This window comes from Candidatus Pelagibacter sp. HIMB1493, assembly GCF_052047995.1.
Classification (GTDB): domain Bacteria; phylum Pseudomonadota; class Alphaproteobacteria; order Pelagibacterales; family Pelagibacteraceae; genus Pelagibacter.
On sequence record NZ_JBNAIP010000001.1, the window covers coordinates 602,958 to 626,447 of the forward strand.

At 30.8% G+C, this 23,490-nt stretch carries 28 protein-coding genes; 10 read left to right on the top strand and 18 right to left on the bottom strand.

What is annotated here, in order from left to right:
- Window positions 1–37: 37 nt before the first annotated feature.
- Window positions 38–1,822: a sulfoacetaldehyde acetyltransferase gene (xsc, locus tag ACTTBK_RS03235; RefSeq protein WP_440618538.1), complete on the bottom strand. Its 1,785-nt coding sequence runs from the start codon at window positions 1,820–1,822 to the stop codon at window positions 38–40.
- A 116-nt stretch (window positions 1,823–1,938) separates the two neighbouring features.
- Here xsc and ACTTBK_RS03240 point away from each other — a divergent pair, with 116 nt between their 5' ends.
- From ACTTBK_RS03240 to ACTTBK_RS03250, 3 genes are read left to right on the top strand one after another with little or no spacing between them, the layout of a single operon-like run.
- Window positions 1,939–2,223 carry a UxaA family hydrolase gene (locus ACTTBK_RS03240; RefSeq protein WP_075506614.1) on the top strand — a complete coding sequence of 95 codons (285 nt, stop codon included), beginning with the start codon at window positions 1,939–1,941 and terminating at the stop codon, window positions 2,221–2,223.
- Window positions 2,224–2,227: 4 nt separating this feature from the next.
- The gene (locus ACTTBK_RS03245; RefSeq protein WP_075506613.1) at window positions 2,228–3,394 is read left to right on the top strand and encodes a UxaA family hydrolase; all 1,167 of its coding nucleotides are present in this window, start codon (window positions 2,228–2,230) and stop codon (window positions 3,392–3,394) included.
- 16 nt (window positions 3,395–3,410) lie between these two features.
- Entirely contained in the window at window positions 3,411–4,484 is a 1,074-nt protein-coding gene (locus tag ACTTBK_RS03250) for a YeiH family protein (RefSeq protein WP_440618539.1), read from the top strand.
- Here ACTTBK_RS03250 and ACTTBK_RS03255 read toward each other — a convergent pair.
- From ACTTBK_RS03255 to mnmA, 13 genes are all read right to left on the bottom strand, one after another.
- A complete protein-coding gene (locus tag ACTTBK_RS03255) occupies window positions 4,481–5,560 on the bottom strand; it encodes a TSUP family transporter (protein ID WP_440618540.1) in 1,080 nt (359 codons plus the stop codon). The genes ACTTBK_RS03250 and ACTTBK_RS03255 overlap by 4 nt on opposite strands.
- Window positions 5,561–5,588: 28 nt before the next feature.
- On the bottom strand, window positions 5,589–5,723 hold the full coding sequence (locus ACTTBK_RS03260; protein WP_440614490.1) for a hypothetical protein: 135 nt from the start codon (window positions 5,721–5,723) through the stop codon (window positions 5,589–5,591).
- A 66-nt stretch (window positions 5,724–5,789) separates the two neighbouring features.
- Window positions 5,790–6,140: a hypothetical protein gene (locus ACTTBK_RS03265; RefSeq protein WP_440618541.1), complete on the bottom strand. Its 351-nt coding sequence runs from the start codon at window positions 6,138–6,140 to the stop codon at window positions 5,790–5,792.
- Window positions 6,141–6,167: 27 nt separating this feature from the next.
- Entirely contained in the window at window positions 6,168–8,027 is a 1,860-nt protein-coding gene (aprA, locus tag ACTTBK_RS03270; RefSeq protein ID WP_262589350.1) for an adenylyl-sulfate reductase subunit alpha, read from the bottom strand.
- Window positions 8,027–8,497 carry an adenylyl-sulfate reductase subunit beta gene (aprB, locus tag ACTTBK_RS03275; RefSeq protein ID WP_075506608.1) on the bottom strand — a complete coding sequence of 157 codons (471 nt, stop codon included), beginning with the start codon at window positions 8,495–8,497 and terminating at the stop codon, window positions 8,027–8,029. The genes aprA and aprB overlap by 1 nt, the downstream gene beginning before the upstream one ends.
- Before the next feature lie 33 nt (window positions 8,498–8,530).
- Window positions 8,531–9,325 (bottom strand): adenylyl-sulfate reductase, encoded by a 795-nt coding sequence (locus ACTTBK_RS03280; protein ID WP_075506607.1) that lies wholly within the window; start codon window positions 9,323–9,325, stop codon window positions 8,531–8,533.
- Window positions 9,326–9,423: 98 nt separating this feature from the next.
- On the bottom strand, window positions 9,424–9,822 hold the full coding sequence (locus tag ACTTBK_RS03285; RefSeq protein WP_440618542.1) for an HIT family protein: 399 nt from the start codon (window positions 9,820–9,822) through the stop codon (window positions 9,424–9,426).
- A gap of 2 nt (window positions 9,823–9,824) precedes the next feature.
- A complete protein-coding gene (locus ACTTBK_RS03290; RefSeq protein WP_440618543.1) occupies window positions 9,825–10,568 on the bottom strand; it encodes an aminotransferase class IV in 744 nt (247 codons plus the stop codon).
- Window positions 10,531–11,088, bottom strand: coding sequence for an aminodeoxychorismate/anthranilate synthase component II (locus ACTTBK_RS03295; RefSeq protein WP_440618544.1), 558 nt, complete (start codon window positions 11,086–11,088; stop codon window positions 10,531–10,533). Before ACTTBK_RS03295 ends, ACTTBK_RS03290 begins: the two co-directional genes overlap by 38 nt.
- Window positions 11,085–12,299, bottom strand: a complete 1,215-nt coding sequence (locus ACTTBK_RS03300) for a chorismate-binding protein (protein WP_440618545.1) — start codon at window positions 12,297–12,299, stop codon at window positions 11,085–11,087. The genes ACTTBK_RS03295 and ACTTBK_RS03300 overlap by 4 nt, the downstream gene beginning before the upstream one ends.
- On the bottom strand, window positions 12,277–13,497 hold the full coding sequence (locus tag ACTTBK_RS03305) for an MFS transporter (protein ID WP_440618546.1): 1,221 nt from the start codon (window positions 13,495–13,497) through the stop codon (window positions 12,277–12,279). Before ACTTBK_RS03305 ends, ACTTBK_RS03300 begins: the two co-directional genes overlap by 23 nt.
- Complete coding sequence (locus ACTTBK_RS03310) at window positions 13,494–14,669, bottom strand: trans-sulfuration enzyme family protein (protein WP_440618547.1); 1,176 nt, start codon at window positions 14,667–14,669, stop codon at window positions 13,494–13,496. Before ACTTBK_RS03310 ends, ACTTBK_RS03305 begins: the two co-directional genes overlap by 4 nt.
- A gap of 163 nt (window positions 14,670–14,832) precedes the next feature.
- A complete protein-coding gene (mnmA, locus tag ACTTBK_RS03315; protein WP_440618548.1) occupies window positions 14,833–15,951 on the bottom strand; it encodes a tRNA 2-thiouridine(34) synthase MnmA in 1,119 nt (372 codons plus the stop codon).
- Between the two features lie 41 nt (window positions 15,952–15,992).
- Here mnmA and ACTTBK_RS03320 point away from each other — a divergent pair, with 41 nt between their 5' ends.
- The 3 genes from ACTTBK_RS03320 to ACTTBK_RS03330 are packed head-to-tail and all read left to right on the top strand — an operon-like array spanning window position 15,993 to window position 17,074.
- The gene (locus ACTTBK_RS03320) at window positions 15,993–16,163 is read left to right on the top strand and encodes a DUF3553 domain-containing protein (RefSeq protein ID WP_075506600.1); all 171 of its coding nucleotides are present in this window, start codon (window positions 15,993–15,995) and stop codon (window positions 16,161–16,163) included.
- A gap of 3 nt (window positions 16,164–16,166) precedes the next feature.
- Window positions 16,167–16,931, top strand: a complete 765-nt coding sequence (locus tag ACTTBK_RS03325) for a 3'(2'),5'-bisphosphate nucleotidase CysQ family protein (RefSeq protein WP_440618549.1) — start codon at window positions 16,167–16,169, stop codon at window positions 16,929–16,931.
- Window positions 16,931–17,074, top strand: coding sequence for a hypothetical protein (locus tag ACTTBK_RS03330; RefSeq protein WP_440618550.1), 144 nt, complete (start codon window positions 16,931–16,933; stop codon window positions 17,072–17,074). The genes ACTTBK_RS03325 and ACTTBK_RS03330 overlap by 1 nt, the downstream gene beginning before the upstream one ends.
- Here ACTTBK_RS03330 and ACTTBK_RS03335 read toward each other — a convergent pair.
- Window positions 17,066–17,629 carry a regulatory protein RecX gene (locus tag ACTTBK_RS03335; protein ID WP_440618551.1) on the bottom strand — a complete coding sequence of 188 codons (564 nt, stop codon included), beginning with the start codon at window positions 17,627–17,629 and terminating at the stop codon, window positions 17,066–17,068. The two genes, ACTTBK_RS03330 and ACTTBK_RS03335, sit on opposite strands and share 9 nt — an antisense overlap.
- Window positions 17,630–17,653: 24 nt before the next feature.
- On the opposite strand from ACTTBK_RS03335, the gene ACTTBK_RS03340 reads away from it, so the two are divergent.
- The gene (locus tag ACTTBK_RS03340) at window positions 17,654–18,127 is read left to right on the top strand and encodes an ABA4-like family protein (RefSeq protein WP_440618552.1); all 474 of its coding nucleotides are present in this window, start codon (window positions 17,654–17,656) and stop codon (window positions 18,125–18,127) included.
- Entirely contained in the window at window positions 18,120–18,698 is a 579-nt protein-coding gene (locus ACTTBK_RS03345) for a 2-hydroxychromene-2-carboxylate isomerase (RefSeq protein ID WP_440618553.1), read from the top strand. Before ACTTBK_RS03340 ends, ACTTBK_RS03345 begins: the two co-directional genes overlap by 8 nt.
- Here the strand turns inward: ACTTBK_RS03345 and ACTTBK_RS03350 are convergent.
- Window positions 18,695–19,039, bottom strand: coding sequence for a rhodanese-like domain-containing protein (locus ACTTBK_RS03350; RefSeq protein WP_440618554.1), 345 nt, complete (start codon window positions 19,037–19,039; stop codon window positions 18,695–18,697). The two genes, ACTTBK_RS03345 and ACTTBK_RS03350, sit on opposite strands and share 4 nt — an antisense overlap.
- Window positions 19,040–19,097: 58 nt before the next feature.
- Here ACTTBK_RS03350 and ACTTBK_RS03355 point away from each other — a divergent pair, with 58 nt between their 5' ends.
- Together ACTTBK_RS03355 and bcp are read left to right on the top strand one after the other, a co-directional pair.
- Window positions 19,098–20,126, top strand: coding sequence for a glycosyltransferase family 2 protein (locus tag ACTTBK_RS03355; RefSeq protein WP_440618555.1), 1,029 nt, complete (start codon window positions 19,098–19,100; stop codon window positions 20,124–20,126).
- Window positions 20,123–20,593, top strand: coding sequence for a thioredoxin-dependent thiol peroxidase (bcp, locus tag ACTTBK_RS03360; protein WP_440618556.1), 471 nt, complete (start codon window positions 20,123–20,125; stop codon window positions 20,591–20,593). The genes ACTTBK_RS03355 and bcp overlap by 4 nt, the downstream gene beginning before the upstream one ends.
- Window positions 20,594–20,647: 54 nt before the next feature.
- Here the strand turns inward: bcp and ACTTBK_RS03365 are convergent, their stop codons facing one another.
- Both ACTTBK_RS03365 and ACTTBK_RS03370 read right to left on the bottom strand, forming a co-directional pair.
- Complete coding sequence (locus ACTTBK_RS03365) at window positions 20,648–21,940, bottom strand: ammonium transporter (RefSeq protein ID WP_440614682.1); 1,293 nt, start codon at window positions 21,938–21,940, stop codon at window positions 20,648–20,650.
- A gap of 229 nt (window positions 21,941–22,169) precedes the next feature.
- Window positions 22,170–23,471: an ammonium transporter gene (locus ACTTBK_RS03370; RefSeq protein ID WP_440618557.1), complete on the bottom strand. Its 1,302-nt coding sequence runs from the start codon at window positions 23,469–23,471 to the stop codon at window positions 22,170–22,172.
- Between the last annotated feature and the right edge of the window lie 19 nt (window positions 23,472–23,490).

The window sequence follows — 23,490 nt, forward strand, 5'->3', positions numbered from 1 at the left end:
AGTGACTTTACGATAATTGATAAATTTTTAAAAGATTTTAAGAATTTAATGAAGGTTGTTTCTTCATATCTGCTTTGTTGATACCAGCAACTCTTACCGGTTTCTTCATCGCATCTCTTCTAAATGGTTCTCCAAGCTCTTGGTTTAGAATTACTTCTATAAACGTTGTAATTCCTTTCTTTTGATCTTCACAAGATTGCTTGATTGCATTTGTTGTTTCTTCCATTGTTCTAACAGTTACACCTTTTAAACCACATGCATCAGCAACTTTAGCGTAACTTAATTCAGGGTCTAACTCAGTTCCAACAAAATTGTTATCAAACCATAGAGTAGTATTTCTTTTTTCTGCACCCCATTGATAATTTCTGAAAATTACCATTGTAATTGCAGGCCATTCTTCCCTAGCGCATGAACTCATTTCGTTCATGCTAATTCCAAAAGCGCCATCTCCTGCAAAACCAATTACCGGAGTATCAGGACAACCAATTTTTGCACCTAATATTGATGGAAATCCATATCCACAAGGTCCAAATAAACCTGGAGCTAAATATTTTCTTGGTTTTTCAAAAGTAGGATAAGCATTTCCTATTGCACAGTTATTTCCAATATCACTTGAAATAATTACGTCATCAGGCATACCAGATTGAATTGCTCTCCAAGCTTGTCTTGGTGACATTCTATCTGAATCTCTTTCTCTAGCTTCTTTATTCCAAACTGTTCCTTCATCATCATCTTCATGATCTAAACTTGAAAGTTTTTGTAACCATGCAGATTTTGTTTGGTGAATTAAATCTTTTCTAGCTTGTCTATCAGTATCTCCAGCGTTTGAAGATAGTTTTGCTAAAATTTGCTCCGCAACTAATTTTGCATCACCACTAATTCCAACTGTTACTTTTTTAGTTAAACCAATTCTATCAGGATTAATATCTACCTGAATGATGTTTGCATGTTTTGGCCAATAATCAATTCCATATCCTGGTAAAGTTGAAAATGGATTTAATCTTGTACCTAGTGCTAAAACAACATCAGCTTTTGAAATTAATTCCATTGCAGCTTTAGAACCATTATAACCTAAAGGTCCTACTGCTAGTGGGTGACTTCCTGGAAAACTATCGTTATGTTGATAACCAGAACATACTGGTGCATCTAATTTTTCAGCAAGATTTTTAGTAGCATCAATAGCTCCACCAATAACAACACCAGCACCTGAAAGTATTACTGGAAATTTTGCATTAGATAATAAATCAGCAGCTTTAGAAACAGCGTCGTTACCTCCACCTTGTCTTTCTAATCTTACAATTGGTGGTAAATCAATATCAATAACCTGGCACCAATAATCTCTTGGAACGTTTATTTGTGCAGGGGCTGAGCCTCTTATAGCTTTTTCAATTACTCTGTTTAGAACTTCCGCCATTCTTGATGGGTCTCTAACTTCTTCTTGATAACAAACCATATCTTTAAACAGGTTCATTTGTTCTACTTCTTGAAAACCACCTTGGCCCATAGTTTTATTTGCAGCTTGTGGTGTTACCAACAATAGAGGAGTATGGTTCCAATATGCAGTTTTAATTGGAGTTACTAGTCCTGTAATTCCTGGTCCATTTTGTGCAATGACCATAGACATTTTACCTGTAGCTCTTGTGTAACCATCAGCAATTAAACCACCATTTGTTTCATGGGCTACATCCCAAAAAGTAATTCCTGCATCAGGAAAAATATCTGATATTGGCATAAAAGCAGAACCAATAATTCCAAAAGCGTGCTCGATACCATGCATTTGTAAAACTTTTACAAAAGCTTCTTCTGTTGTCATTTTTGTCATAAGACTAGAACCCCTCTAAAGTATAATTATTAAGAATTTATAAAATTCGTTTGTCAATTTTCGCGATTAATATATAAGATTTTCTAAATTTCAAACAAACAATTCGACACAACATTATGGCTACAGACATCATTATACACGACGAAAAAGACAACGTAGGAGTAGTTGTTATTGAAAAAATCACTCCGAAACAGGACTGTTCTTGCTGGATTATGGAAAATGACAAGACAGTTAACATTCAATCTGAAGATGAAATCCCTCTAGGACACAAAATTGCTATGAGCGATTTAAATGAAGGTGACACTATTATTAAATATGGTCATGATATTGGTAAAGTAGTCAAATCAATCAAAAAAGGTGAACACGTACACGTTCACAACGTTAAAACAAAGAAGTGGTAGTAATATGGAAATCCCAAAAAGTTTTTTAGGTTATAAAAGAGAAAATGGCAGAGCTGGAACAAGAAATCATGTAATCATTTTGCCTGTTGATGATATTTCAAATGCTTGTGCTGAAGCTGTCGCAAACAATATTAAAGGCACAATTGCGTTACCTCACTCGTATGGAAGATTGCAGTTTGGTGCTGATTTAGAATTACATTTTAGAACAATGATAGGTACAGCAAAAAATCCAAATGTTGCTGCTGCTATAATTATTGGTATTGAGCCTAAATGGACTAAAAGAATTGTTGATGAAGTAGCAAAAACTGGAAAACCTGTTGAAGGTTTTAGTATTGAGGGTGCTGGTGACATTGAAACAATCATGAAAGCTTCAAAAAAAGCTCAAGAATTTTCAATGTGGGCTTCTGAAAAACAAAGAGAAGAGTGTCCAATAAGTGATCTTTGGATTTCAGTAAAATGCGGAGAGTCTGACACTACTTCAGGTCTTGCATCTAATCCAACAGTTGGAAATTTAATGGATAAATTAGAGCCATTAGGAGTTCATTTATGTTTTGGTGAAACTTCAGAACTTACAGGTGCTGAAACTGTTTGTGAAAAAAGAGGTAAAACTCCAGAAGCACAAGAAAAGTTTAAAAAAACATGGAATGAATACAATGATTTCATTTTAAAAGAAGCAACAGATGATTTATCAGAAAGTCAACCCACTGCTGGAAATATTGCTGGAGGACTGACTACAATTGAAGAAAAAGCATTTGGTAATTTCCAAAAAATAGGATCAAGACAATTTGTAGATGTTTTAACACCTGCTGAAGAACCACAAAAAGGTCCAGGGTTATATTTTATGGATACTTCTTCAGCTGCAGCAGAATGTGTTACGTTACAAGCTGCAGGTGGTTTTAATATTCACTTATTCCCAACAGGACAGGGAAATATTATTGGAAACCCAATTGAACCAGTTGTAAAATTAACAGCCAATCCATTAACAGCAGTCAGCATGAAAGAACATATCGACTGCGATGTTTCTAAAATACTTTCTAGAGAAATGAATTTGGATCAAGCTGGTGATGAACTAATTAAAGCAACTATTAGAACAGCTAATGGAAGGTTAACTTGTGCTGAAGCTTTAGGTCATAGAGAATTTGTAATGACTAAGCTTTACAGAAGTGCTTAATTAAAAATCCTACTTTATGACTAAAAATAAGTACCTGGTACTTTTACCTGGTATTATACTTGCGTTTGTTCTCTACACATTGTCTCAAGGCTTTAATAATATTATTGGTATTGAATTATTAGAATACGAAAAAAGTCCTATATCCACTGCAATGATAGCTATCCTATTAGGAATGTTCTTTGGAAACATTTTTAAAATAAGAGAAAGTTTCAAAAGGGGTTTAGATTTTACTCAAAAAAATATTTTAAAACTTGGAATAATTTGTTTAGGTATTCAATTAAAACCTTTTGAGTTTCTTGAATTTGGTGCAATTGCTATTCCTTTAATTGTAATTTGTATTGTAAGTGTATTAGCAGTAATTAAACTTTTAATTAAAAAATTAAAAATCCCAACAAGAATGGCTTATTTAATATCAATTGGCAGCACAGTTTGTGGAACAACAGCAATCATGGCAACTGCACCTGTAATTGGTGCCAAAAAAAATGAGATATCTTACGCAATTGCAAACATCACTTTGTTTGGAATTCTTTCAATGTTGATCTACCCATACTTTGCAAATTTTTATTTTGATGGTGAACCACTTCTAATCGGTTTGTTTTTAGGAACTTCTATACATGAAACAGCGCAAGTAGCAGCCGCAGGATTGATCTATGATCAGCAATTCAATAGTCCAGAGACTTTAAATGTAGCAACAGTTACTAAACTAATCAGAAATACTTTTTTGATTATAATGATACCATTATTTGCTTATCTTTATAATAGAGGACAAGCTAAGGAAAAAAAATACTCAATAATTGATATTTTTCCCTATTTTGTTCTTGGGTTTGTTGCAATGATTATTGTTCGAAATGTTGGTGATCAACTTTTTATTTCAAACAACAGTGAACTTTGGTTTAACACTGTCGATGGCATTAAGTCTTTTTCAAAAATATTCCTAACAATGGCAATGGCAGCAATTGGTATGTCTACCAATTTAAGAGATATAAAAGATATGGGGTATAAACCTTTTGTGGTAGGATTTATTGGAATGGCTACTGTTGGAATTGTTTGTTTGGGGACTATTGAGTTATATCTTTATTTATTCAATTAAGATTTCAACAAAATTTGTTTTTTAAGATTTGAAAAAAATCTTCTAATAAACGCTGCTGCTACACCTAAAAATATTGCAAACATAATTGAAAATAATCCATAAAAGAATGGCATCTCATTAGAAAAATCTAAAATAAATTGTGAGAAAAAATTTAAATCCGAAATTGCAGAAGTGGTTGTTGCATTTGTATCATGATCTGCAAAAAATGAATCATAAGCAATTGCAATACCAACTGCTAAAATCAAAATAGCCATCAATGCTCGTAATCCTGAGCTATCAATTTTCTCTCCTAATTTTTGTCCAATCTGAACACCAATTATTGATCCAATAACAAGTAGAAAAACTAAAAGTAAATCAATCGAACCATAATTAAATGAATGCAGGAAAGTAACAATTACACTGACAAAAATAGTAACAAATAATGAAGTTCCGGGAACAAGTTTAGTTGGCATTTTAATTATATAAATCATTGCCGGCACTAATATAAATGCTCCACCTATTCCCATTATTGCAGCAATAAAACCAACTACTAAACCAATAACTATTGGGGTAAAAATACTTTCATATAATTTTGATTTTGGAAATCTCATTCTTAAAGGAAGACCATGGATCCAATAATGAACATGTAATTTTTTTTTAACTAAAATATTTCTTTTGGCTTTATCAATCTCACCAAGACTTTCGACCAACATTAAAGATCCAATGATTGCTAAAATATACATGTAAGCTAAAGAGATTACGGTATCAATTTTTCCAATACCTTTAAAATAAGAAAAGGTAAAAATTCCTAATGAGGTACCTATAGCGCCACCAATGACAATCATTAAACCCATTTTGTAATCTAAAGTGTTTTTTAGATAATGTGTTGTTGAACCAGAAACTGATGTAGCTAAGATATTGTTTGCTTCATTTGCAACTGCGTAAGCAGGAGGAATGCCTAAAAAAATTAAAAAAGGTGTCATTAAAAAACCTCCACCCACTCCAAATAATCCAGAAAGGACACCAACGATTGCGCTTAATATTAAAATTTCTATTGGATTAACAAAAACTTGAGCGATGGGTAAAAATACATCCATTTAAATAAATAAATTGTTCAAAAACAACTTAGTTAAAAGTAATAAAAGTTCCAACTATAATAACTCCCCAATAAGCAGCTAGACTTAAAAATATACCTGTTTTCATTAAAGAAACTTTTAAGCTAGTTAGTTTATTGAAAATTTTTACGTTAGAAATTTGCATTAAGTGCGTCAATACACCCAGAGAACAAATTGTCAAATATTATTTTAAAATTAGATAAATTTTTTTCTAATAGATCGTTGCGCCAAAAACTTTAACCATTTCATCCTCAACGCCCAAAACTAACCTTCCCAAAAATTCTCCTGGAATTTCTTTATTGGTCTGTTTTATCAGAATGGTTATATGCTCTCCTCTTCTAAGACACCCAAAAGGCTCAAACGTTTCGTGAAGATTGGTGATAAGCTTATTGTTAGCCCATTGTTTTCCAAGCTCTACTTCATTAGCTCCAAAAAGCATCTGAGTTGAAAAATCTCTAGTAAATCCACCATAATCTTTAAGGTTTGATGATTTTACCAGGTTGAACCAAATAGGTTTAGCCAACTCATATATTTCATCATCTTTTTTTGATAAAATATCCATAACTTATCTATTTCTAATTAAAGTATCTTAAGAAGCTTTTTTCTTCTCGTTCTCATCCACGATATGGTAGACAGGAACCTTCTCCATACTAAATTTACCAGTTTTAGGATCTCTTCTAGAAACTGTCAGACAATGCCAATTATCATCATCAAGTTTCATATGATCTCCTCTATAATAGTATCCAGGCCATCTAGTTTCTTCTCTAAATAAAGTATGTTCAGTTACACACTGAGAAGTTAAAGCTCTATGTTTCAATTCCCAAGCTCTCATCAATTGGTGATAATCCTCTGCACCAACATGCTCAAGATCTTCTTGAAGCCATTCAAGCAATTCAAGGCCTCTTTTCAACATATTACCATTAGTCATATAATTAGACGTAATTCCACCAACATATTCATCCATAATCTTCTGTAGTCTTTGTAGACCTTGGATTGGTGATATATAGCTAGGAGAAACAGTTCCACCAGTGATTTCGTTTTGCGCAACAGTAAAGTTTTCAAGTGGTTTGTAGACCATAGCTTTGAAATCCTCACATTGTTTGTCTGAAACCTTAACTCCTTCAGCTTTTTTATCTTCGATATACTTAACAGCAGCTTTAGCAGCTAATCTACCTTCTGTGAAAGATCCAGATGAAAACTTATGAGCACTTCCACCCACAGTGTCTCCAGCACCAAATAACCCATCAATTGTAAGCATTCTGTTATAACCCCAGAAATATTCTGGTGGAGATAAATCTTCAGGACCACTTACCCAAGCTCCTGAACAAGTAGCGTGTGAACCCATAACATATGGTTCTGAAGTTGTTAATTCAGGATTAGTATATTTAGGGTCAATATTTTGAGACGCCCATACAACAGCTTGACCAACAGTCATTCCTAAGAAATTCTCCCAACCAACTGTTTCTAAGTGTGGATCTTGGAAAGCTTCAGTTGTAACCATGTGAATTGGTCCACCACCAGCAGCAACTTCTTGTATAAAAGCATGATTTCTTAAACAAGTAGGTGTTGGGTGATGATCTATATATTCGCCAACTAACTCTTTAGTTTGGTCATACCATTTCTTCTCATAATTTTCCCCATTAGCATTCTGAGTATATGTTTTTAAGTGTAAGAAATAAGCTCCAACAGGCCCATAACCATCTTTAAATCTACATAACACAATTCTATTTTCCATTTGTGTCATTTTAGCTCCAGCAGCAATAGGAAGAGCATATGCTGAACCGTTACTCCAAGGAGCGTACCAAGTTCTACCCATTCCTTCTCCAACTGCTCTTGGTTTGAAGATATGAGAAGCACCACCAGCTGCAACTATTACAGCTTTTGCTCTAAAAACATGAAAATCACCTGTTCTCATGTTGAAGCCAACAGCTCCACCAATTCTATTATCTTGAGACTCATCCATAAGTAAATGAGTGATCATTATTCTATTATAAATTTTGTCAGCAGATTTTTTTGCCGCCTCAGCAACAATAGGTTTGTAACTTTCACCATGAATCATGATCTGCCATTTACCTTCTCTTAAATATCTTCCAGTTTGTTCATTTTTCATCATTGGAAGACCCCATTCATCAAACATGTGAACAGTAGAGTCTACGTGTCTAGCCATGTCGTAACCTAAATCTTCTCTAACCATTCCCATTAAGTCATTTCTTGCATATCTAACATGGTCTTCAGGTTGATTTTCTCCCCATTGCATTCCCATGTAACAATTGATTGCATAAAGACCTTGAGCAACAGCTCCACTTCTATCTATGTTTGCTTTTTCTACACAAACAATTTTCATATCTCTTCCCCAGTGTCTAGCCTCGAACGTTGCACCTGTTCCAGCCATACCACCACCAACAACTAAAATATCGCAATCCTCGTAATGTGTCTTATGTCTAGCCATTAGTAGTAAACTCCTTTTTTAAAAGACTCTTTTGGCACTGATGGTAATTCACCATCAATATTTAAACCTTCTGGCTCAGTATAAAGTCTTTGTGAATTAATTTCACCTTGGTTTGGTTTGTCACCTTCAGCAAGTTTTGGAATAAATTTACCCCATGGTTTTGTGGTAATTGGAGAAACAAAGTTTTTCTCTGTTCCATTTCTAAATTTGATCTTCCATGAGATTGTTCCTTTTTCTTCTTCTCTTCTAACTCTAACGCTATGACCCATAGGAGCAAAATCAGCATAACCTCTTACATCAATTGCATGATTTGGGCATGCCTTTACACATGAATAACATTCCCAACAAAAGTTAGGTTCAATATTTTTTGCACGTCTGATATTTTCATCTATGTGCATAATATCTGATGGACAAATATCCACACAGTGACCACAGCCATCACATCTTGTCATGTATACAAAAGTTGACATAATTATTTATTCTCCTTTTTTAATTTCATCATATTAATAGTGTTTAGGTTGTTCTCTTTTAATACCTAAACCAAACTGTTCAGGCGCGTCAGCAGGAGGTGGTAAGTTATCTCGAGAACCATCTGCTTCTGCTAAGTTTTTTTGTATTGCTGCACCAGGTTTATAAAACATGTGTGCAAATTTAGACCAATAAACTCCTCCAAATAAAACTAAATTTGAAAGAACAAATAAAGTTAAAAATAAATAAGATAAACCTGCTTGACCATTAGATTGTGTGTAAGACCACAACAAACCAAAAGTCGAACAAGCTAATAAAGCTAATACAAATAAATCAGCTTTAATTATTCTGTACCAAGGATGCGCTTCCGCAGATACATCTACTCTTAAAAAAAACCAAAACCAATAACCACCAACACATGTAAGTATTGCTCCTACATGCCAAATCATTGACCACGTAGATGAAGTAGGTTTATCAGCTCCTGTGTAGCAAAATACTAAAACTGCTGATGCAACCCAAAATAATATTGTTCCATACATACCAAGAACATGTGCAAGTCTTCTTTTTCCAAATCCAAGTTCTGCAGTTGTGCCGATATCATAAACTGTTGTCTTTGCGATAATTGATGCTCTTTCTCCTGAACTCAATTCCTTAACAGCATTAGCTTTCGCTTTTTTGGCATTATTAAAAAAATAAGTAACGTTTTTGTGAACAATCATTTGTATAATTGTTCCTGCTGCAATCAAAATTACCATAGCAATTATGAAACTTTGCATTGCAAAAGGTGAAACAGTTTCAGCTAAAATTGAAAAAGGATTTGTAGATAACATAATTTTTAATTATTTATAAAGTTAGTTTGAGATTTTCTAGTCTAGTTAAATAAAGAGTTCAACTAAAACTATTGGTCAATATTGTCATTAATAACAACTTATGGTTTACGTTTGTAATGTTGTTTATTAGGAATTACTGATCTTACCCCACCTTGGGGGTTATCAACGTCACCTTCTCTTCTTGGTATCAAGTGTATATGGCAATGCATTATAGACTGACCTGCAATTTTACCAGCATTTGTACCAACATTAAATCCTTTAACATTAACATCTTTACTTAGAATTTCTTTTTTAACTATTTGGATAAGATCATTGCAAGCAATCAATTCATCATTTGTCATGTCAAAATAATCTTTAATATGACGCTTAGGAATTATTAAACAGTGGTGATCAGAAACAGGATATGAGTCGTAACTTGCATAAGCAAGATCATTTTCATGAGCAATACCGCTTTTTTTTGAATCACAGAATAAACAAGGATTGTTAGGATCTCTCATATTTAAATTAGAGTATTATATATTTTTCTAAGTTTATTAAAGGAAACATTATTTCGACTTTTCCATTTTAATTCATCTATTTTTGATACTGATGTAACTCCCTTTCCTGATCCAATAAGAATTATTTCTTCATAATCATTAATTTCTTTAATTGATACATCTTTAAAAGTAATTTTAACTTTTTTACTTATGAACTTAAGTGTGTTTCCAAAATAACAATTCTTTTTTGGAGAAAATATTTTTCCATTTTTAACAAAAACTAAATTTGAAGTACCAGTTTCTAAAATTTTATTGTTAGCAACTAAAGCAATATCAAATTTAGATGAGTCAACCTTACTAAGTTTTGCTAAAATTTTTTTGTAATAAAGATTTTTATAATTTGGCTCAACTCTTTTATATCTAAATAATACAAGACTAAAATTTTTTTTAAGTTTTGGTCTTTTTCTTATGGATATAGATATAAGTTTTTTATTGAGTGCAATTCTAAATAAATTATCAGGACCTTTGTGGAGTTTATTTTTCTTAATTAGATCTAAAATAATACTTTTTAAATTTTTTTTTCTTATGCCATATTTTTTTGTAGATTTTATTAAGTTTTCAATATGAGGTTTTAGCAGTATTAACTTTGAAGAATTTCCAACCATCCGCATTGTTGTAAATACACCTCTAGACCCCCAAAGGTCTTTAAAAGGAACTTCTTTAAGATTGCTAAGCTGATAAGATTTTTTTAATAAGAGTGTTACCATTTTCTGTTAAAAAAGATTCTGGATGAAATTGAAATCCGTATATTTTGTTTTGATTATCCTCAAGGCCCATTGGTATTTTTGTTTTACTACATCTCATAGTTATTTTAATGGAATTTGATTTAAATGGCTCCATTAATTTTAATGAATGATATCTTCCTACTTTAAACTGTTGATTGTTTTTAAAAATTTTACTTTGATTATTTGTTTTTACTTTAGATTGAAAACCATGGTAAATTTTTTTTTGTTGTATTATTTTGCCTCCCTCATTATGTAAAATCATTTGATATCCAAGACAAATACCAATAATTTTTTTCTTTCCTTTGTATTTTTTATAGATTTTTGAAGTAGTGGGATAATCCTTTGGTGACCCAGGTCCTGGAGATAAAACAATCACATCACTTTTATCTAGCAATCTTTCATTTACTTCATAATAGTTTGAACAAATTACTTTATCAAATTTTGCAAATTGATGAACAACATTCCAAGTGAAAGAGTCTTGATGATCAATTATGTAAATCATTTAAATAACTCCAATAAAGATTTTGCTTTAATATAATTTTCGTTAAATTCTTTTTTTGGTGAGCTATCCAGCACTACTCCAGACGCAGCTGAAATCTCTGATTGATTTTTATAATTTAATATAGACCTAATTATAATATTAAACTTCATATCTTGATTAAATTTAATAAATCCAAAACTCCCTGTGAAAATATTTCTACTTTCTTTTTCTTGATTATTTAAAAGTTCTAAAGTTCTAATTTTAGGACAACCAATTACAGATCCACCTGGCATCATTGCTTGAATAATATCGATCAATTTCGTATTTTTATTTAATATTCCCCCAATTGAAGTCACATAATGAAAAAGATGCTTATATTCCTCAACATATTTTTTTTTAAGTATTTTTACACTTCCAGGTTTGCAAATTTTGGATAAATCACTTCTTTCCATATCAACAATCATGTTGTGTTCTTTGGTTTCTTTTTCATTATTTTTAAAATACCTAAGAGCTATATTTTTATTTGATAATAATTTTTTCTTAAAGGTACCAGCTATTGGTTTGGTGATTATTTTATTTTTTTTTTTATCTATTAATGTTTCAGGAGAACAGCTTACTATAGAGTAATCCTTATCTTTAATCATAAATGACTCTGGTGAAGAATTAACTCGCATTAATTTCCAAAAAAAATTAACAGGATTGATTAAAGATTTATTTTTATATTTTGTGCAAATTTTAATTTGATAGGTCTCTCCTTGTCTTATTTTTTTTGAAAATAATTCAAATATTTTTCTATATTTTGCATAAGAAATATTAATCTTGAAAGGACTTAGTATTTGCGTTTTATTAAATTGATAATTGAAGGTATGTTTTTTGATATTAGATATAACTTTAATATCCTTTCTAATTTTAATTATTGTCTCAGGTTTATAAAAAATTCCTTTATAAAAATTTATTCTTTTTTTATTTTTTAATTTAATACCAATTAAATTACATAAAATTTCATAACCAAAAAAACCAAGATATAAATCTGTTTCTTTTTTAAACTTTTTTTTCTCGATGGAATTAAGAAATTTATATATATTTTTTTTTGTTAAAACGATCTTTTTAGAAAAATCAGTATAAATATTGTATCCACCATCTACTTTATAAATTATTAAAGGCTTATCTGATTGATACAGATCCTCTAAGTAAGGATTGAATTTAAGTTTATGCTGGCTGTGTTCTTTCAATTGCTTTCTCTACTATAGGTAAGTGTATCAGACCTGCAAATAATGATAATGCGATAGATCCGTACCATGCATAGTCAAAATTTCCATTTAATTCATAAAATACACCACCTAGGTATGCTCCTAAGAAAGAACCAATTTGATGGCTTACGAAAACTATTCCATATAAAAGTCCAACATATTTTGTGCCAAATATATGGGCCACAATTCCGTTTGTTGGAGGAACTGTAGATAGCCATAAAAATCCAAAAGTAACTCCAAAGACGACAGAATTAAATATGCTTGGTGGTAAAAAAATAAAATAAATAATTGAAACTCCTCTTAATAGGTAAATTGCACTTAATATTTTTTTCTTACTATACCTTGTTGCTAAATAACCACTCGTAATTGTACCTGCCATATTAAATACACCAATTAAAGCTAGCACCATTGCAGGTGTCCAGTCAGGCAAACCTTTGTCTGCCATATAAGTTGGAATATGTGTTGCTACTAAAGCAATATGCCAACCACAAACAAAAAAACCTAAAGTAAGATAGATAAAACTTTTATTTGCAAATGCTTCTCTTAGGGCTTCTCTTGCAGTTTGATTGTTATCTTTATTAACACCAACTGGTATTTTTGGAGTGCTAACAAATAAAGATACTACCAAACCAATTCCTAAAAGAAGACAAAAGTATAAAAGAGTATTTTCCCAACCTGTTTCAACTAAAGAATATCTTACGAGCAAAGGAGAAACAAAATATCCAAAAGAACCTGCACATGTAACAATACCTGTTGCAATAGTTCTATTAGATGCCGGAAAATGCTTAGCTACAACTGATACAGGAATGCCTATTGCAGTAGAACCTAATCCAATTCCTATCATTACTCCAATAGTTAAAGTAAAGTAACTTCCGGTATTAAATCCAGAATAAAAAAATAAAACTCCAACTAAATAAAAAACAAAACCAATAAATATTGCAACTGCTCCTCCATACTTATCAGTAATTACACCAAATAATGGACTAAATACTCCCCAGAGTAATAACTGCAATCCCATAGCAAATCCAAAATGAGAAATAGAAATATCTAAGTCAGTATTGAAATCAAAATAAAACAAACCAAAAGTCTGTCTTATACCTAAAGAAATTATTACTACTATCGATGCAGCTATTAGAGTAATTAAAGCTTTTTTACTTATAGTAAAATTTTCTGATTTCATTTAAGACTTTTGAGAGCTTGTTTTATATCAGCTATAAGATCTGTAGGATCCTCTAAACCAATATGCAGTCTAACTATGTACTCGTTTTTTGCTAATTTAAGATAACTTCTATTTCCTTGCTCTCTAACATTTTGATGTAAAGCCAAACTTTCAAACCCTCCCCAACTGTAACCGTGTCCAAATAATTTTAAATTATTTACAAATTTAACAACTGCCTTTTCACTTTTGGCTTTAATTCTTAAACCCATTAAACCTGAAGCGCCTGAATAATATTTTTTCCACATTCTAAAATTGTAAGAGTCTTTTTTATATGGATACAATAATTTTATATTTTTAAATTTAGATAAAAATTCTGCTACTTTTTTGGCATTTTCTCTATGTCTATCTAATCTTACATCTAAAGTTCTTAATCCTCTTGTAATTAAATAAGCATCATCAGGTCCTAATCTTAAACCTGTAACTCTTTCAGTTGCTTTTACTTTTGGAAATACCTTTTTATTAACCGCTAAACTTCCACCCATTACATCAGAATGACCTGAGTAATATTTTGTTGCTGAAACAATTGCCATATCAAAACCGAGTTTAATAGGTTTTAAAAAATATGGAGTTCCCCATGTATTATCAATTGCTGTTAAAATTTTATGTTTTTTTGCGATGGAGACAATCTTCCCTAAATCTTGAAAATCAAAAGTGTTACTTCCTGGGTTTTCCACAAAAATTAATTTTGTTTTTTTGGTAATTGCTTTTTCTAGTGTTTTAAGATCATGTGGATCATAAAAAGTTGTTTTAATATTAAATTCTTTTAAAAAATCTTGTGTCAAAAGTCTTGTTGGACTGTAAACTGGATCAGCTGCAATAATTTCATCACCAGGTCTTGTAACACTGAAGATTGCAAGGAATACCGCTCCAAACCCAGTAGGTGTTAAAAAAGTAAAATAACTTTCTTCAAGTTTAGATAAAATTTGCTGCAAAATATGAGTCGTAGAAGTTCCTTGTCTGCCATAATCAAAATGTCCACCTGTTGGGTTTTTTTTTGCCTTGTCTTGAGTTTTTCTAATATCTTGCATCGATTTGAAAATAATCGTTGATGCTCGTACAATTGGTGGATTAACAGACTGATTATGAAAGTCTTTCGCTGTATGTTTTAAAAATGTTTTAAAAGAATTACTCATAATAAAATTTGATATGTTTAAAAGACAATGCTATATCCCGTAAAAAACGTCAATAAATTAATAAATAGGACTAAATGAGTTATCCGAAGAAACATAGGGGTCGAAGAAAACAAGGCTCCAAAAAGAGAAGAGCAAAAAGAAAAAATAAGAAGAAGTAATTCTTTTATTCTTTAATCCAACCACCGCCAAGAACTCTATGACCATATTGGTCTTTGCTATAGAATACGCATGCCTGTCCTGGAGATATTCCATCCTCAGGATTTAATAGATGAACATTTGCAGTATTGTTATCTTTTAAATCTACTTTTGCCTCAAGAAGACTACCTGTTGATCTAACCTTTACAAATATATTTTGATCAAGGTCTTTTTTATCAGTTAATAAATTTAAATCTTTTAAAGATATTTCTTTTTTTCCAAGGTTTTCTTTGGGTCCTACTATAATTTCATTTTTATCTGAATTTATTTTTAAAACATATAAAGCTTCTTTATCTGAAACCTTAATTCCCTTTCTTTGTCCAATTGTAAAATTAATAATACCATCATGAACACCAATTACTTTTCCATCTAAATTTTTAATATTCCCTTTTTGAAAAGAGTCCGGTCTAAATTTTCTAATTACTGATGCATAATCTCCATTAGGCACAAAACAAATGTCCTGACTATCTGGTTTATCAGCTACATTTAAATCTAGCTCTTTAGCAATTTCTCTTGTTTTATCTTTTAACATTCCACCTAATGGAAATCTTAAATAATCTAGCTGCTCTCTTGTTGTGTTAAATAAAAAATAACTTTGATCTCTATTTTCATCAATTGCTCTGTACATATTATTGGTGTTATTTGATGTAATATTTTTTACATAATGTCCTGTAACTAATGCATCTGCTTTAAGATCTTTTGATACTTCAAATAAATCTTTAAACTTTACCGTTTGATTACATTGAACACATGGAATTGGAGTTTCACCTTTTAAATAACTATCAACAAAATTATCTATTACTCCTTGCTTGAATTTATCTTGATAGTATAAAATTTTATGCTCAATACCTAATTTATGAGCAACACGTTTTGCATCCATTATATCTTGACCTGAACAACACTGTTTAGATTGCGCTACTTCTTTTCCATCATCATAAAGTTTAAGAGTTATTCCTATAACTTTATAACCTTCGCTTTTCATAATTCCTGCTACAGTTGACGAGTCTACCCCACCAGACATTGCAACAACGACTGTTGTATCTTCAGGTTTTTTGTCAATTCCGATAGAGTTTAATTCTTTATTCATTAGGTGGTATTTATACTGATTTACAATATAAGTTAAATTAAATGATTTTAGATTATGAACCAGGTGACAAAGTCACTAATCCTGAGAATAAAGACTGGGGTATTGGACAAGTACAATCAATCATAAAAGATAAGGTTACTGTCAATTTTGAAAATGCAGGTAAAAAAGTAATAAACGCAAAAAATATAGAATTAAAAAAAATTGGTAAATAAAAAATGGACTTACAAAAAATTATTGAAGATTTAGTTGATGCTTTTTTATCAGCAGGAGATTTATCTCTTCAGCTTAGAGAAAAAGGATTAAGTAAAGAAATTAAATCTGATAATACTCCAGTAAGTAATGGTGATATTGAAGTAAATAATTTTATTTCTTCTCAAATATCAAAAGTAACACCAGACATTCCAATTATTTCAGAAGAAACTTCTGAAAATAAAGATAATTCTAAATTAAAAGATTTTTGGTTGGTTGATCCTATCGATGGAACTTATGATTACATAAACAATTTAGAGGAATTTACTATTAATGCAGGTTTAATTATCAATAATAAACCTGTTGCAGGATTAATAAATGCGCCTGCTAAAAAAAGAATGTTTTATTCATATGGGAAGGGCAAATCTTTTGAGTTTGCTAATGAAAAAACAATAAACCTTTCTGACTTACCAGCTAAAAGAACAGAGCCACTTAATTTCATTTCTTACAGCAATAAAATTAAACCTGAGATACAAAAAATCTATGATGAATTAGGTGTTAAGGAACATACTAGAATGAAAAGTTCTTTAAAATTTTGTGTTGTTGCTGCATGTGAGTTTGATGGTTATGTTGCCGAACCTCGAGCTTACGAGTGGGATATTGCGGCAGGACATGCGATTTTAGAAAATGCAGGAGGGTCTGTTAGAGACTTTGATGGTGATGAAATTTTATATGGTAAGAAAGATTTAAAAAATCCAAGTTTAATTTTAAAAAGTAAAAATATAATTTAATGGATGAACAATTAAGAATTATTTTAATTATAATAGTAACTGTATCAATTTTTGGATTACTAGTTTTTGTTTTTGTTAAAAATTATATTAGAAACAAAATAAATCATCTTGTTGATGAAGAGAAAAAAAGAAAATTAAAGTAATTTAATTATCTTTTCATATTCATTTTTATCAATATCCATTACTTTTTTTGATGTTTCAAAATCAAATCCATTTCTTGCTAATAAAGAAATATCTTTTTTATAAAACAAAGTTCTATTATCCTCTGCTCTTGCTGGTCCTATTCTCTTTTTCTTACATAATTTTATTGCTGAAAAGAAATCCTGATCAGAATTATCTTCTTTTATTTTCTCAACTGTATCCTTAATAAAACTATCATCAATTCCTTTGCCCATTAAATAATTTCTAATTTTATTTATAGAGTTTCCTCTTTGGATCATGTTCTTCGCTTTGCTTTCTGAATAAAATTGATCATTGATAAATTTATTTTTTTCTAGATCAGATAGAACAATATCAATTAATTTGTTTACATCTTTCTTTCTAGAGTCTGTTGCAGAGAGTTTCATATATTTTTTTAATAAATATGTTTTAAGTTGTTGTTTTGAAGGTGCATATTTTTCAACATAGGCAAACGCAAAATTCCTCATTTCATCAACAGTAACTTGAAGTGTTTTTCTCTTATTTCTTATAGGAATCATCGTTAGATTTTATATAATATAAATATGATCGAACAAATTTATAACTACTTCACAATTGATGTGCTTTATATGTGGATCAATTTAGGAGTTATACCTTTTTGGTTCATCTTAATTGTATTTCCCCAGTCTCACTTGAGCAGATATGTAGTAACTACTATATTTCCATTTCTATTATTAAGTGGGGTTTATATTTACATTTTATACAGATCTTTCATCGTTGGTTATGATTTCGATGCTAATTTTAGTTTGTATCTTGGTTTAGTTGAGTTATCTCGACTGTTTGAAGATAATCTATACCTAACTCTTTTCTGGACTCATTTTGTAGCTATAAATTTATTTATTGGTGGATGGATGGTTAAAGACTCTCAAAAATACTATATAAATAAAGTATTAATGTCAGTTCCTTTAATAATTACATACTTAATTGGTCCTATTGGTTTGTTTATTTATTGGATAATTAGAATATTTTACGCCAAAAAATTAAATCTATATGAGTAATCATATAGATTTTTATTTTGATATCATCAGTCCTTACGCTTACATCGCATATAAAAAAATTTTAAAAATTAACAATGTTGATTTTAAATTAAAGCCAATATTGTTAGGTGGTCTTCATAACTTAGCTGGCATTACTGCTCCTGCATTTAACAAATATAAAATGAAAAATATGCAAAATGATTGTGAGCTTGTTGCAAAAAAAAACAAAATTAATTTCAAATGGAATTCTAAATTTCCAATTAACTCTTTACGTATAATGAGAGGTTATCTTTGTGTTGATGTTAGTGAAAAGGAACAGTATTTAAAAAGTTTTTTTGATGCTTATTGGAAAGAAGATCAAGATTTATCTAATGAGGAAAATGTCAAAATAATATTAAAAAAATTAAAAATTAATGAAAATGATTTTTTTAATTCTATTAATAGCCAAGACATTAAGGATAAATTAAAAGAGTTAACACAAAAAGCATTTGAAAAAGAAGTATTCGGAGCTCCTACTTTTATAGTAAATAATAAAATTTTCTGGGGACAAGATCGTCTAGAATATGCTTTAGATGAAATTAAAAATATTTAAACTATTTTAAAACTACTATTACTGATGGATCCAAAACCACCTTCAATGTGAGAGATGTTTTTGAAGCCTTTTTCGGTTAAAGACTTTACTGACATTTCAGATCTAATTCCTCCAGCACAAAATAAGACTACCTCTTTGTCTTTATTAATTTGGCCTTCCTTAAAAATTTCACTATTAGGATCAAGAAGAGCTTCTAAATTTCCCATGGGTATATGGTTGGCTCCTTCAACTCTTCCAGTAAGTTCTAGTTCATTTAATTCTCTAATATCAATTAAATTGCATTTGTTTTCTTGAAACATCTTATATGCTTCATCAGCATTTATAGTTTTAATTTCACTCATAGGATCAATAAATAAAGTTTAAATTGATTTAACTGTTATTATTAATTATTTCTAACTTATGAAGGTTCAAAATAAAACAATTAAATCAAATTTTTTAAAAAAACTGTTTATTAAAATTTGTAGAATTTTTGACTTTGAAATTATTGATCAAGGTAATTTAACACTTCCTGTTAGCAACAAAAAAGACATAAAAAACCTCTCTAATATAGGTAAAGAGTCTTTAATCCTCCCGATGGGTAGAATTAAGATTAAACGGTCAGTTAAATCTTTAGATATAATTTTAAGAACATGTGCCTCAGTAAATATGCTTTCTCAATCAAAAAAAAGAATTTTTAAAAAAAATAAATCTGAATATTCTTTGAAAACATTAGTTTCAATTATTAACTCAATTAACAATAATAAAAAAATATTTAAAAAGATTAAATTAAAATTGACAATTATTGATCACAATAGTGACAAAGCAGTCATTAAAAAATTTGAAAAAATTTTAAATAATCAATTTTTTGACAGTGAAATAATTCAACTGGATATAAATAAGTATAAAAAGAATATTAAAAAAATAAATCAACAGGGAAAAATTGTCACTAATAACCAGATTTCAAACATGTCTAATATAAATCAATCTTTAAATTTGGGAAAAAATTGTGAGGATTTAGTATATTTTGTAGAAGATGACTATATCCACAAACCCGACGCTATTGAGGAAATGATATATGCTTACGAAAGAATATCCACTCAACTAAGAACCGAACTTATAATGTGCCCAGCAGATTACCCTTATTTATATAACAAGGTTGAGAGTTCAAATATTTTATTAGGAAACAAATATCATTGGCGTAAAATTAACGAAACTTTATGTACGTTCCTTACTAGTAAAAAAATAATTAATAAACATTTTAAAAAATTTGTTAGTGCATGCGAGTTTGAACATTATCCTTTTGAAAAACCTTTTCATGATATATATAAAAAAGAATTTTGCATTAGTCCTATGCCAGCAATAGCTGTACATTTTACTAATATTAATTCAATTTACGGTTTATCACCGTTAATAGATTATAAAAAAATATGGGAAAAAAATAAATTATGACATTAAAAATAAACTCAAAAGCTCCAACATTTGCAATACCATCAACTTCAAAAGATAAATATTCTTTAAAAGACTCACTTGGAAAATATGTAATTTTATATTTTTATCCAAAAGATGACACACCTGGATGTACAATTGAAACTAATGACTTCAATAAATTGTTAGCAAAATTTAAAAAACTAGACTGCGAAGTATACGGGATTTCAAAAGATAGCTTAAAAAGCCATGATAAATTCAGAGATAAATACAAAATCAAATTTGATTTACTTGCAGATGAAGAGATTGAAGTATTAAAAAAATACAAAGTTTGGGGTAAGAAAAAATTTATGGGACGTGAATTCATGGGAATAAATAGAACAACTTTTTTAATTGATAAAAAAGGTAAAATTCTAAAAATATGGGAGAACGTTAAAGTAAAAGATCACGCTAAAGAAGTCCTGGAAACATTAAAAGATATTTCAAAATAAAAAAAGGCTCCTTATTTCTAAGGAGCCTTTAATTGTTATATATTGAGAGATATTTTAGTCTCTTATTGCGTAGGCTTTAACACCAACTTCAGCAACATCAGTTCCAAGTTTTTCAGCTTGAGAACTAATTCTAAGACCAATTGTTTGTTTTAGAACTTTAAATGTAATGTAAGAAAGTATGAAACTAAATGCACATACAGCAATTACACCTGTTAACTGAGTTCCAAAATTTGTATCTGGATTACTTAATGGCACAACTAAAGTTCCAAAGATACCAGCAAATAAATGAACAGGAATTGCACCAACTACATCATCAATTTTTTTACTTTCTAAAAACTTTGTACCAAAGTACATGATGATTGATCCAACCGCTCCAATAGCGATTGCAAGTACTGGGCTTGGAGTTAAAGGTTCTGCAGTAATTGCAACTAAACCTGCTAATGCTCCGTTAAGCATCATTACAATATCTGTTTTACCACCTAATAATCTTGTAACGACTGCAGCAGTAACAGTACCGGCAGCTCCTGCTAAATGTGTGTTAACTGCAATTTTACTAATTGCATTTACATCATCGAACGTTCCCATTGCAAGTTGACTGAAACCATTAAATCCAAACCAACCAAACCATAATAGGAAAGTTCCTAATGTAACAAGTGGTATTGAAGATGCTGCAAAGGGTACTAGTGATTTTGTTTCACCTTTTTTATTAAATCTTCCCTCTCTTGCACCTAATAATATTACACCCGCTAAAGCAGCTGCTCCACCACAAGCATGAACTAAAGTTGAACCAGCAAAATCAGAGAAACCTGAAGTTGCTAACCAACCTCCACCCCACTGCCATCCCATTGAAATAGGATAAATGATACCAGCCATGATTGCTGCAAAAATAAAAAATGGCCAAATTTTAATTCTTTCTGCTACAGCACCAGATACAATTGATGCAGTTGCACATACAAACATTGTTTGGAAAAACCAATCTGAATAATCTGAGTAACCAGTTGAAAGTTCAGATGCATCACTCCACATTGAAAATGATCCAATAAATCCTCCTTCAGGAATTCCGTAAGCTAAATTGTAACCACAGAAAAAAAATATTAATGAACAAATTGCAAACTTACCTATATTCTTTGCTGCAATTGTTGAAACACTTTTAGTTGTCACCAGTCCACTCTCAAGCATACAAAAACCTGCTGCCATGAATGCAACTAAAACACCACCAAGATAAAATCCTAATGAATTGAAAATATATTGTCCTTCAGCTGACATTGTTGTTTCTGCTGAAGCTAAATTAGTAAAGCTTAAAAATATTAATAAGCTTAATGATATTTTTTTTAAATGATTAATCATTATCTCTCTCCTTTTTTTGATCTTGTCGTTTTAATAAACATTAAAATTTTAAGTACTGCTGATAGGTCAAAAGAGTTATGAAAAATAAGCATATGTGTAAAAAAAAGGCCCCATTTCTGGGGCCTTTGGTTATTAACTAACTAGAGAGAGATATAAGTTAATTCTTTGTTTAGAGGCTCTTCAATGAGATAACGACATGGAGATCGAAGAGCCTCTATATTGCATGCAATTAGTCACGTATTGCGTAAGCAATTACACCCGTCTCAGTAACGTCTGTACCCTTAGTTTCAGCTTCTTTACTTAATCTGATTCCAAACGTACCTTTCATTATTGACCATATGATGTAAGACACAGCAAACACAAAAATGTTAATTGAAAGTACACCAATTAATTGTGCACTGAACGATGCATCAGCGTTTGTTAATGGCACTGCAAGTGTTCCCCAAATTCCAGCAAATAAGTGAGCTGGGATTGCACCTACAACATCATCAAGTTTAAAGCTAAATAATAATTTAGTTCCAAACACTACGATTATTCCACCAACAGCTCCAATTAAAATTGCTGCAAATGGAGATGGTGCTAATGGTTCTGCAGTGATTGCTACTAGACCACCGATTGCTCCGTTTAACATTTGAATTACATCTGTTTTACCGTACATTAATCTTGTAATGATACCAGCGGCCATTACTCCACCACAAGCTGCAAGATTTGTATTGATAAAGATTGATGAGATCGCAACTGCATCATCAAAAGTACCTAATGCTAATTGTGAACCACCGTTAAATCCAAACCAACCTAACCAAAGGATGAATACACCTATTGTTACTAATGGAATTGAAGATGCAGCAAAAGGTTGTAACGCTTTTGGTTGACCTTTACTGTCAAATCTTCCACTTCTAGCACCTAACAACATGATACCAGCTAAAGCAGCTGCACCACCAGTTGAGTGTACTAAAGTTGAACCAGCGAAATCTGAGAAGCCTAGTTCTGCTAACCAGCCTCCACCCCACTGCCAACCCATTACGATTGGATAAATAACTCCAGCTAATAAAGCTGCAAATAAGAAGAACGGCCATAACTTAATTCTTTCAGCCATAGCACCTGAACAAATTGAAACTGTTGTTGCACAGAATACCATTTGGAAGAACCAGTCCGAACCATCTGAATAACCAGTGTCAATTGCACTTGCATCTGACCATGGAACAAACGATCCAATATATCCGCCTTCTGGAATACCATAAGCTAAGTTGTAACCAACTAGCCAAAACATAATTCCAGCAATTGCATACAAACCAATATTTTTTGCACAAATTACTGAAACACTTCTTGAAGTTACCATTCCAGATTCTAACATTGCAAAACCTGCTGCCATGAACATGACAAGGAAACCACAAATTAAAAATAGTAGAGTGTTAAATATAAACCCCACTTCAGCAGAAACAGTTGTCTCTGCCATACCTGCACTACTCATGCTTAGTAAAAATACTAAACTTAGTAATGGTGCAGACATTCTCTTTATTATTTTAGTCATAAGACCTCCACTTGTTAAA

Coding starts and splice junctions, on each gene's coding strand:
- xsc (WP_440618538.1), bottom strand. CDS start 1,822: ATGACAAAAATGACAACAGAAGAAGCTTTTGTAAAAGTTTTACAAATG.
- ACTTBK_RS03240 (WP_075506614.1), top strand. CDS start 1,939: ATGGCTACAGACATCATTATACACGACGAAAAAGACAACGTAGGAGTA.
- ACTTBK_RS03245 (WP_075506613.1), top strand. CDS start 2,228: ATGGAAATCCCAAAAAGTTTTTTAGGTTATAAAAGAGAAAATGGCAGA.
- ACTTBK_RS03250 (WP_440618539.1), top strand. CDS start 3,411: ATGACTAAAAATAAGTACCTGGTACTTTTACCTGGTATTATACTTGCG.
- ACTTBK_RS03255 (WP_440618540.1), bottom strand. CDS start 5,560: ATGGATGTATTTTTACCCATCGCTCAAGTTTTTGTTAATCCAATAGAA.
- ACTTBK_RS03260 (WP_440614490.1), bottom strand. CDS start 5,723: ATGCAAATTTCTAACGTAAAAATTTTCAATAAACTAACTAGCTTAAAA.
- ACTTBK_RS03265 (WP_440618541.1), bottom strand. CDS start 6,140: ATGGATATTTTATCAAAAAAAGATGATGAAATATATGAGTTGGCTAAA.
- aprA (WP_262589350.1), bottom strand. CDS start 8,027: ATGGCTAGACATAAGACACATTACGAGGATTGCGATATTTTAGTTGTT.
- aprB (WP_075506608.1), bottom strand. CDS start 8,497: ATGTCAACTTTTGTATACATGACAAGATGTGATGGCTGTGGTCACTGT.
- ACTTBK_RS03280 (WP_075506607.1), bottom strand. CDS start 9,325: ATGTTATCTACAAATCCTTTTTCAATTTTAGCTGAAACTGTTTCACCT.
- ACTTBK_RS03285 (WP_440618542.1), bottom strand. CDS start 9,822: ATGAGAGATCCTAACAATCCTTGTTTATTCTGTGATTCAAAAAAAAGC.
- ACTTBK_RS03290 (WP_440618543.1), bottom strand. CDS start 10,568: ATGGTAACACTCTTATTAAAAAAATCTTATCAGCTTAGCAATCTTAAA.
- ACTTBK_RS03295 (WP_440618544.1), bottom strand. CDS start 11,088: ATGATTTACATAATTGATCATCAAGACTCTTTCACTTGGAATGTTGTT.
- ACTTBK_RS03305 (WP_440618546.1), bottom strand. CDS start 13,497: ATGAAATCAGAAAATTTTACTATAAGTAAAAAAGCTTTAATTACTCTA.
- ACTTBK_RS03310 (WP_440618547.1), bottom strand. CDS start 14,669: ATGAGTAATTCTTTTAAAACATTTTTAAAACATACAGCGAAAGACTTT.
- mnmA (WP_440618548.1), bottom strand. CDS start 15,951: ATGAATAAAGAATTAAACTCTATCGGAATTGACAAAAAACCTGAAGAT.
- ACTTBK_RS03320 (WP_075506600.1), top strand. CDS start 15,993: ATGATTTTAGATTATGAACCAGGTGACAAAGTCACTAATCCTGAGAAT.
- ACTTBK_RS03325 (WP_440618549.1), top strand. CDS start 16,167: ATGGACTTACAAAAAATTATTGAAGATTTAGTTGATGCTTTTTTATCA.
- ACTTBK_RS03330 (WP_440618550.1), top strand. CDS start 16,931: ATGGATGAACAATTAAGAATTATTTTAATTATAATAGTAACTGTATCA.
- ACTTBK_RS03335 (WP_440618551.1), bottom strand. CDS start 17,629: ATGATTCCTATAAGAAATAAGAGAAAAACACTTCAAGTTACTGTTGAT.
- ACTTBK_RS03340 (WP_440618552.1), top strand. CDS start 17,654: ATGATCGAACAAATTTATAACTACTTCACAATTGATGTGCTTTATATG.
- ACTTBK_RS03345 (WP_440618553.1), top strand. CDS start 18,120: ATGAGTAATCATATAGATTTTTATTTTGATATCATCAGTCCTTACGCT.
- ACTTBK_RS03350 (WP_440618554.1), bottom strand. CDS start 19,039: ATGAGTGAAATTAAAACTATAAATGCTGATGAAGCATATAAGATGTTT.
- ACTTBK_RS03355 (WP_440618555.1), top strand. CDS start 19,098: ATGAAGGTTCAAAATAAAACAATTAAATCAAATTTTTTAAAAAAACTG.
- bcp (WP_440618556.1), top strand. CDS start 20,123: ATGACATTAAAAATAAACTCAAAAGCTCCAACATTTGCAATACCATCA.
- ACTTBK_RS03365 (WP_440614682.1), bottom strand. CDS start 21,940: ATGATTAATCATTTAAAAAAAATATCATTAAGCTTATTAATATTTTTA.
- ACTTBK_RS03370 (WP_440618557.1), bottom strand. CDS start 23,471: ATGACTAAAATAATAAAGAGAATGTCTGCACCATTACTAAGTTTAGTA.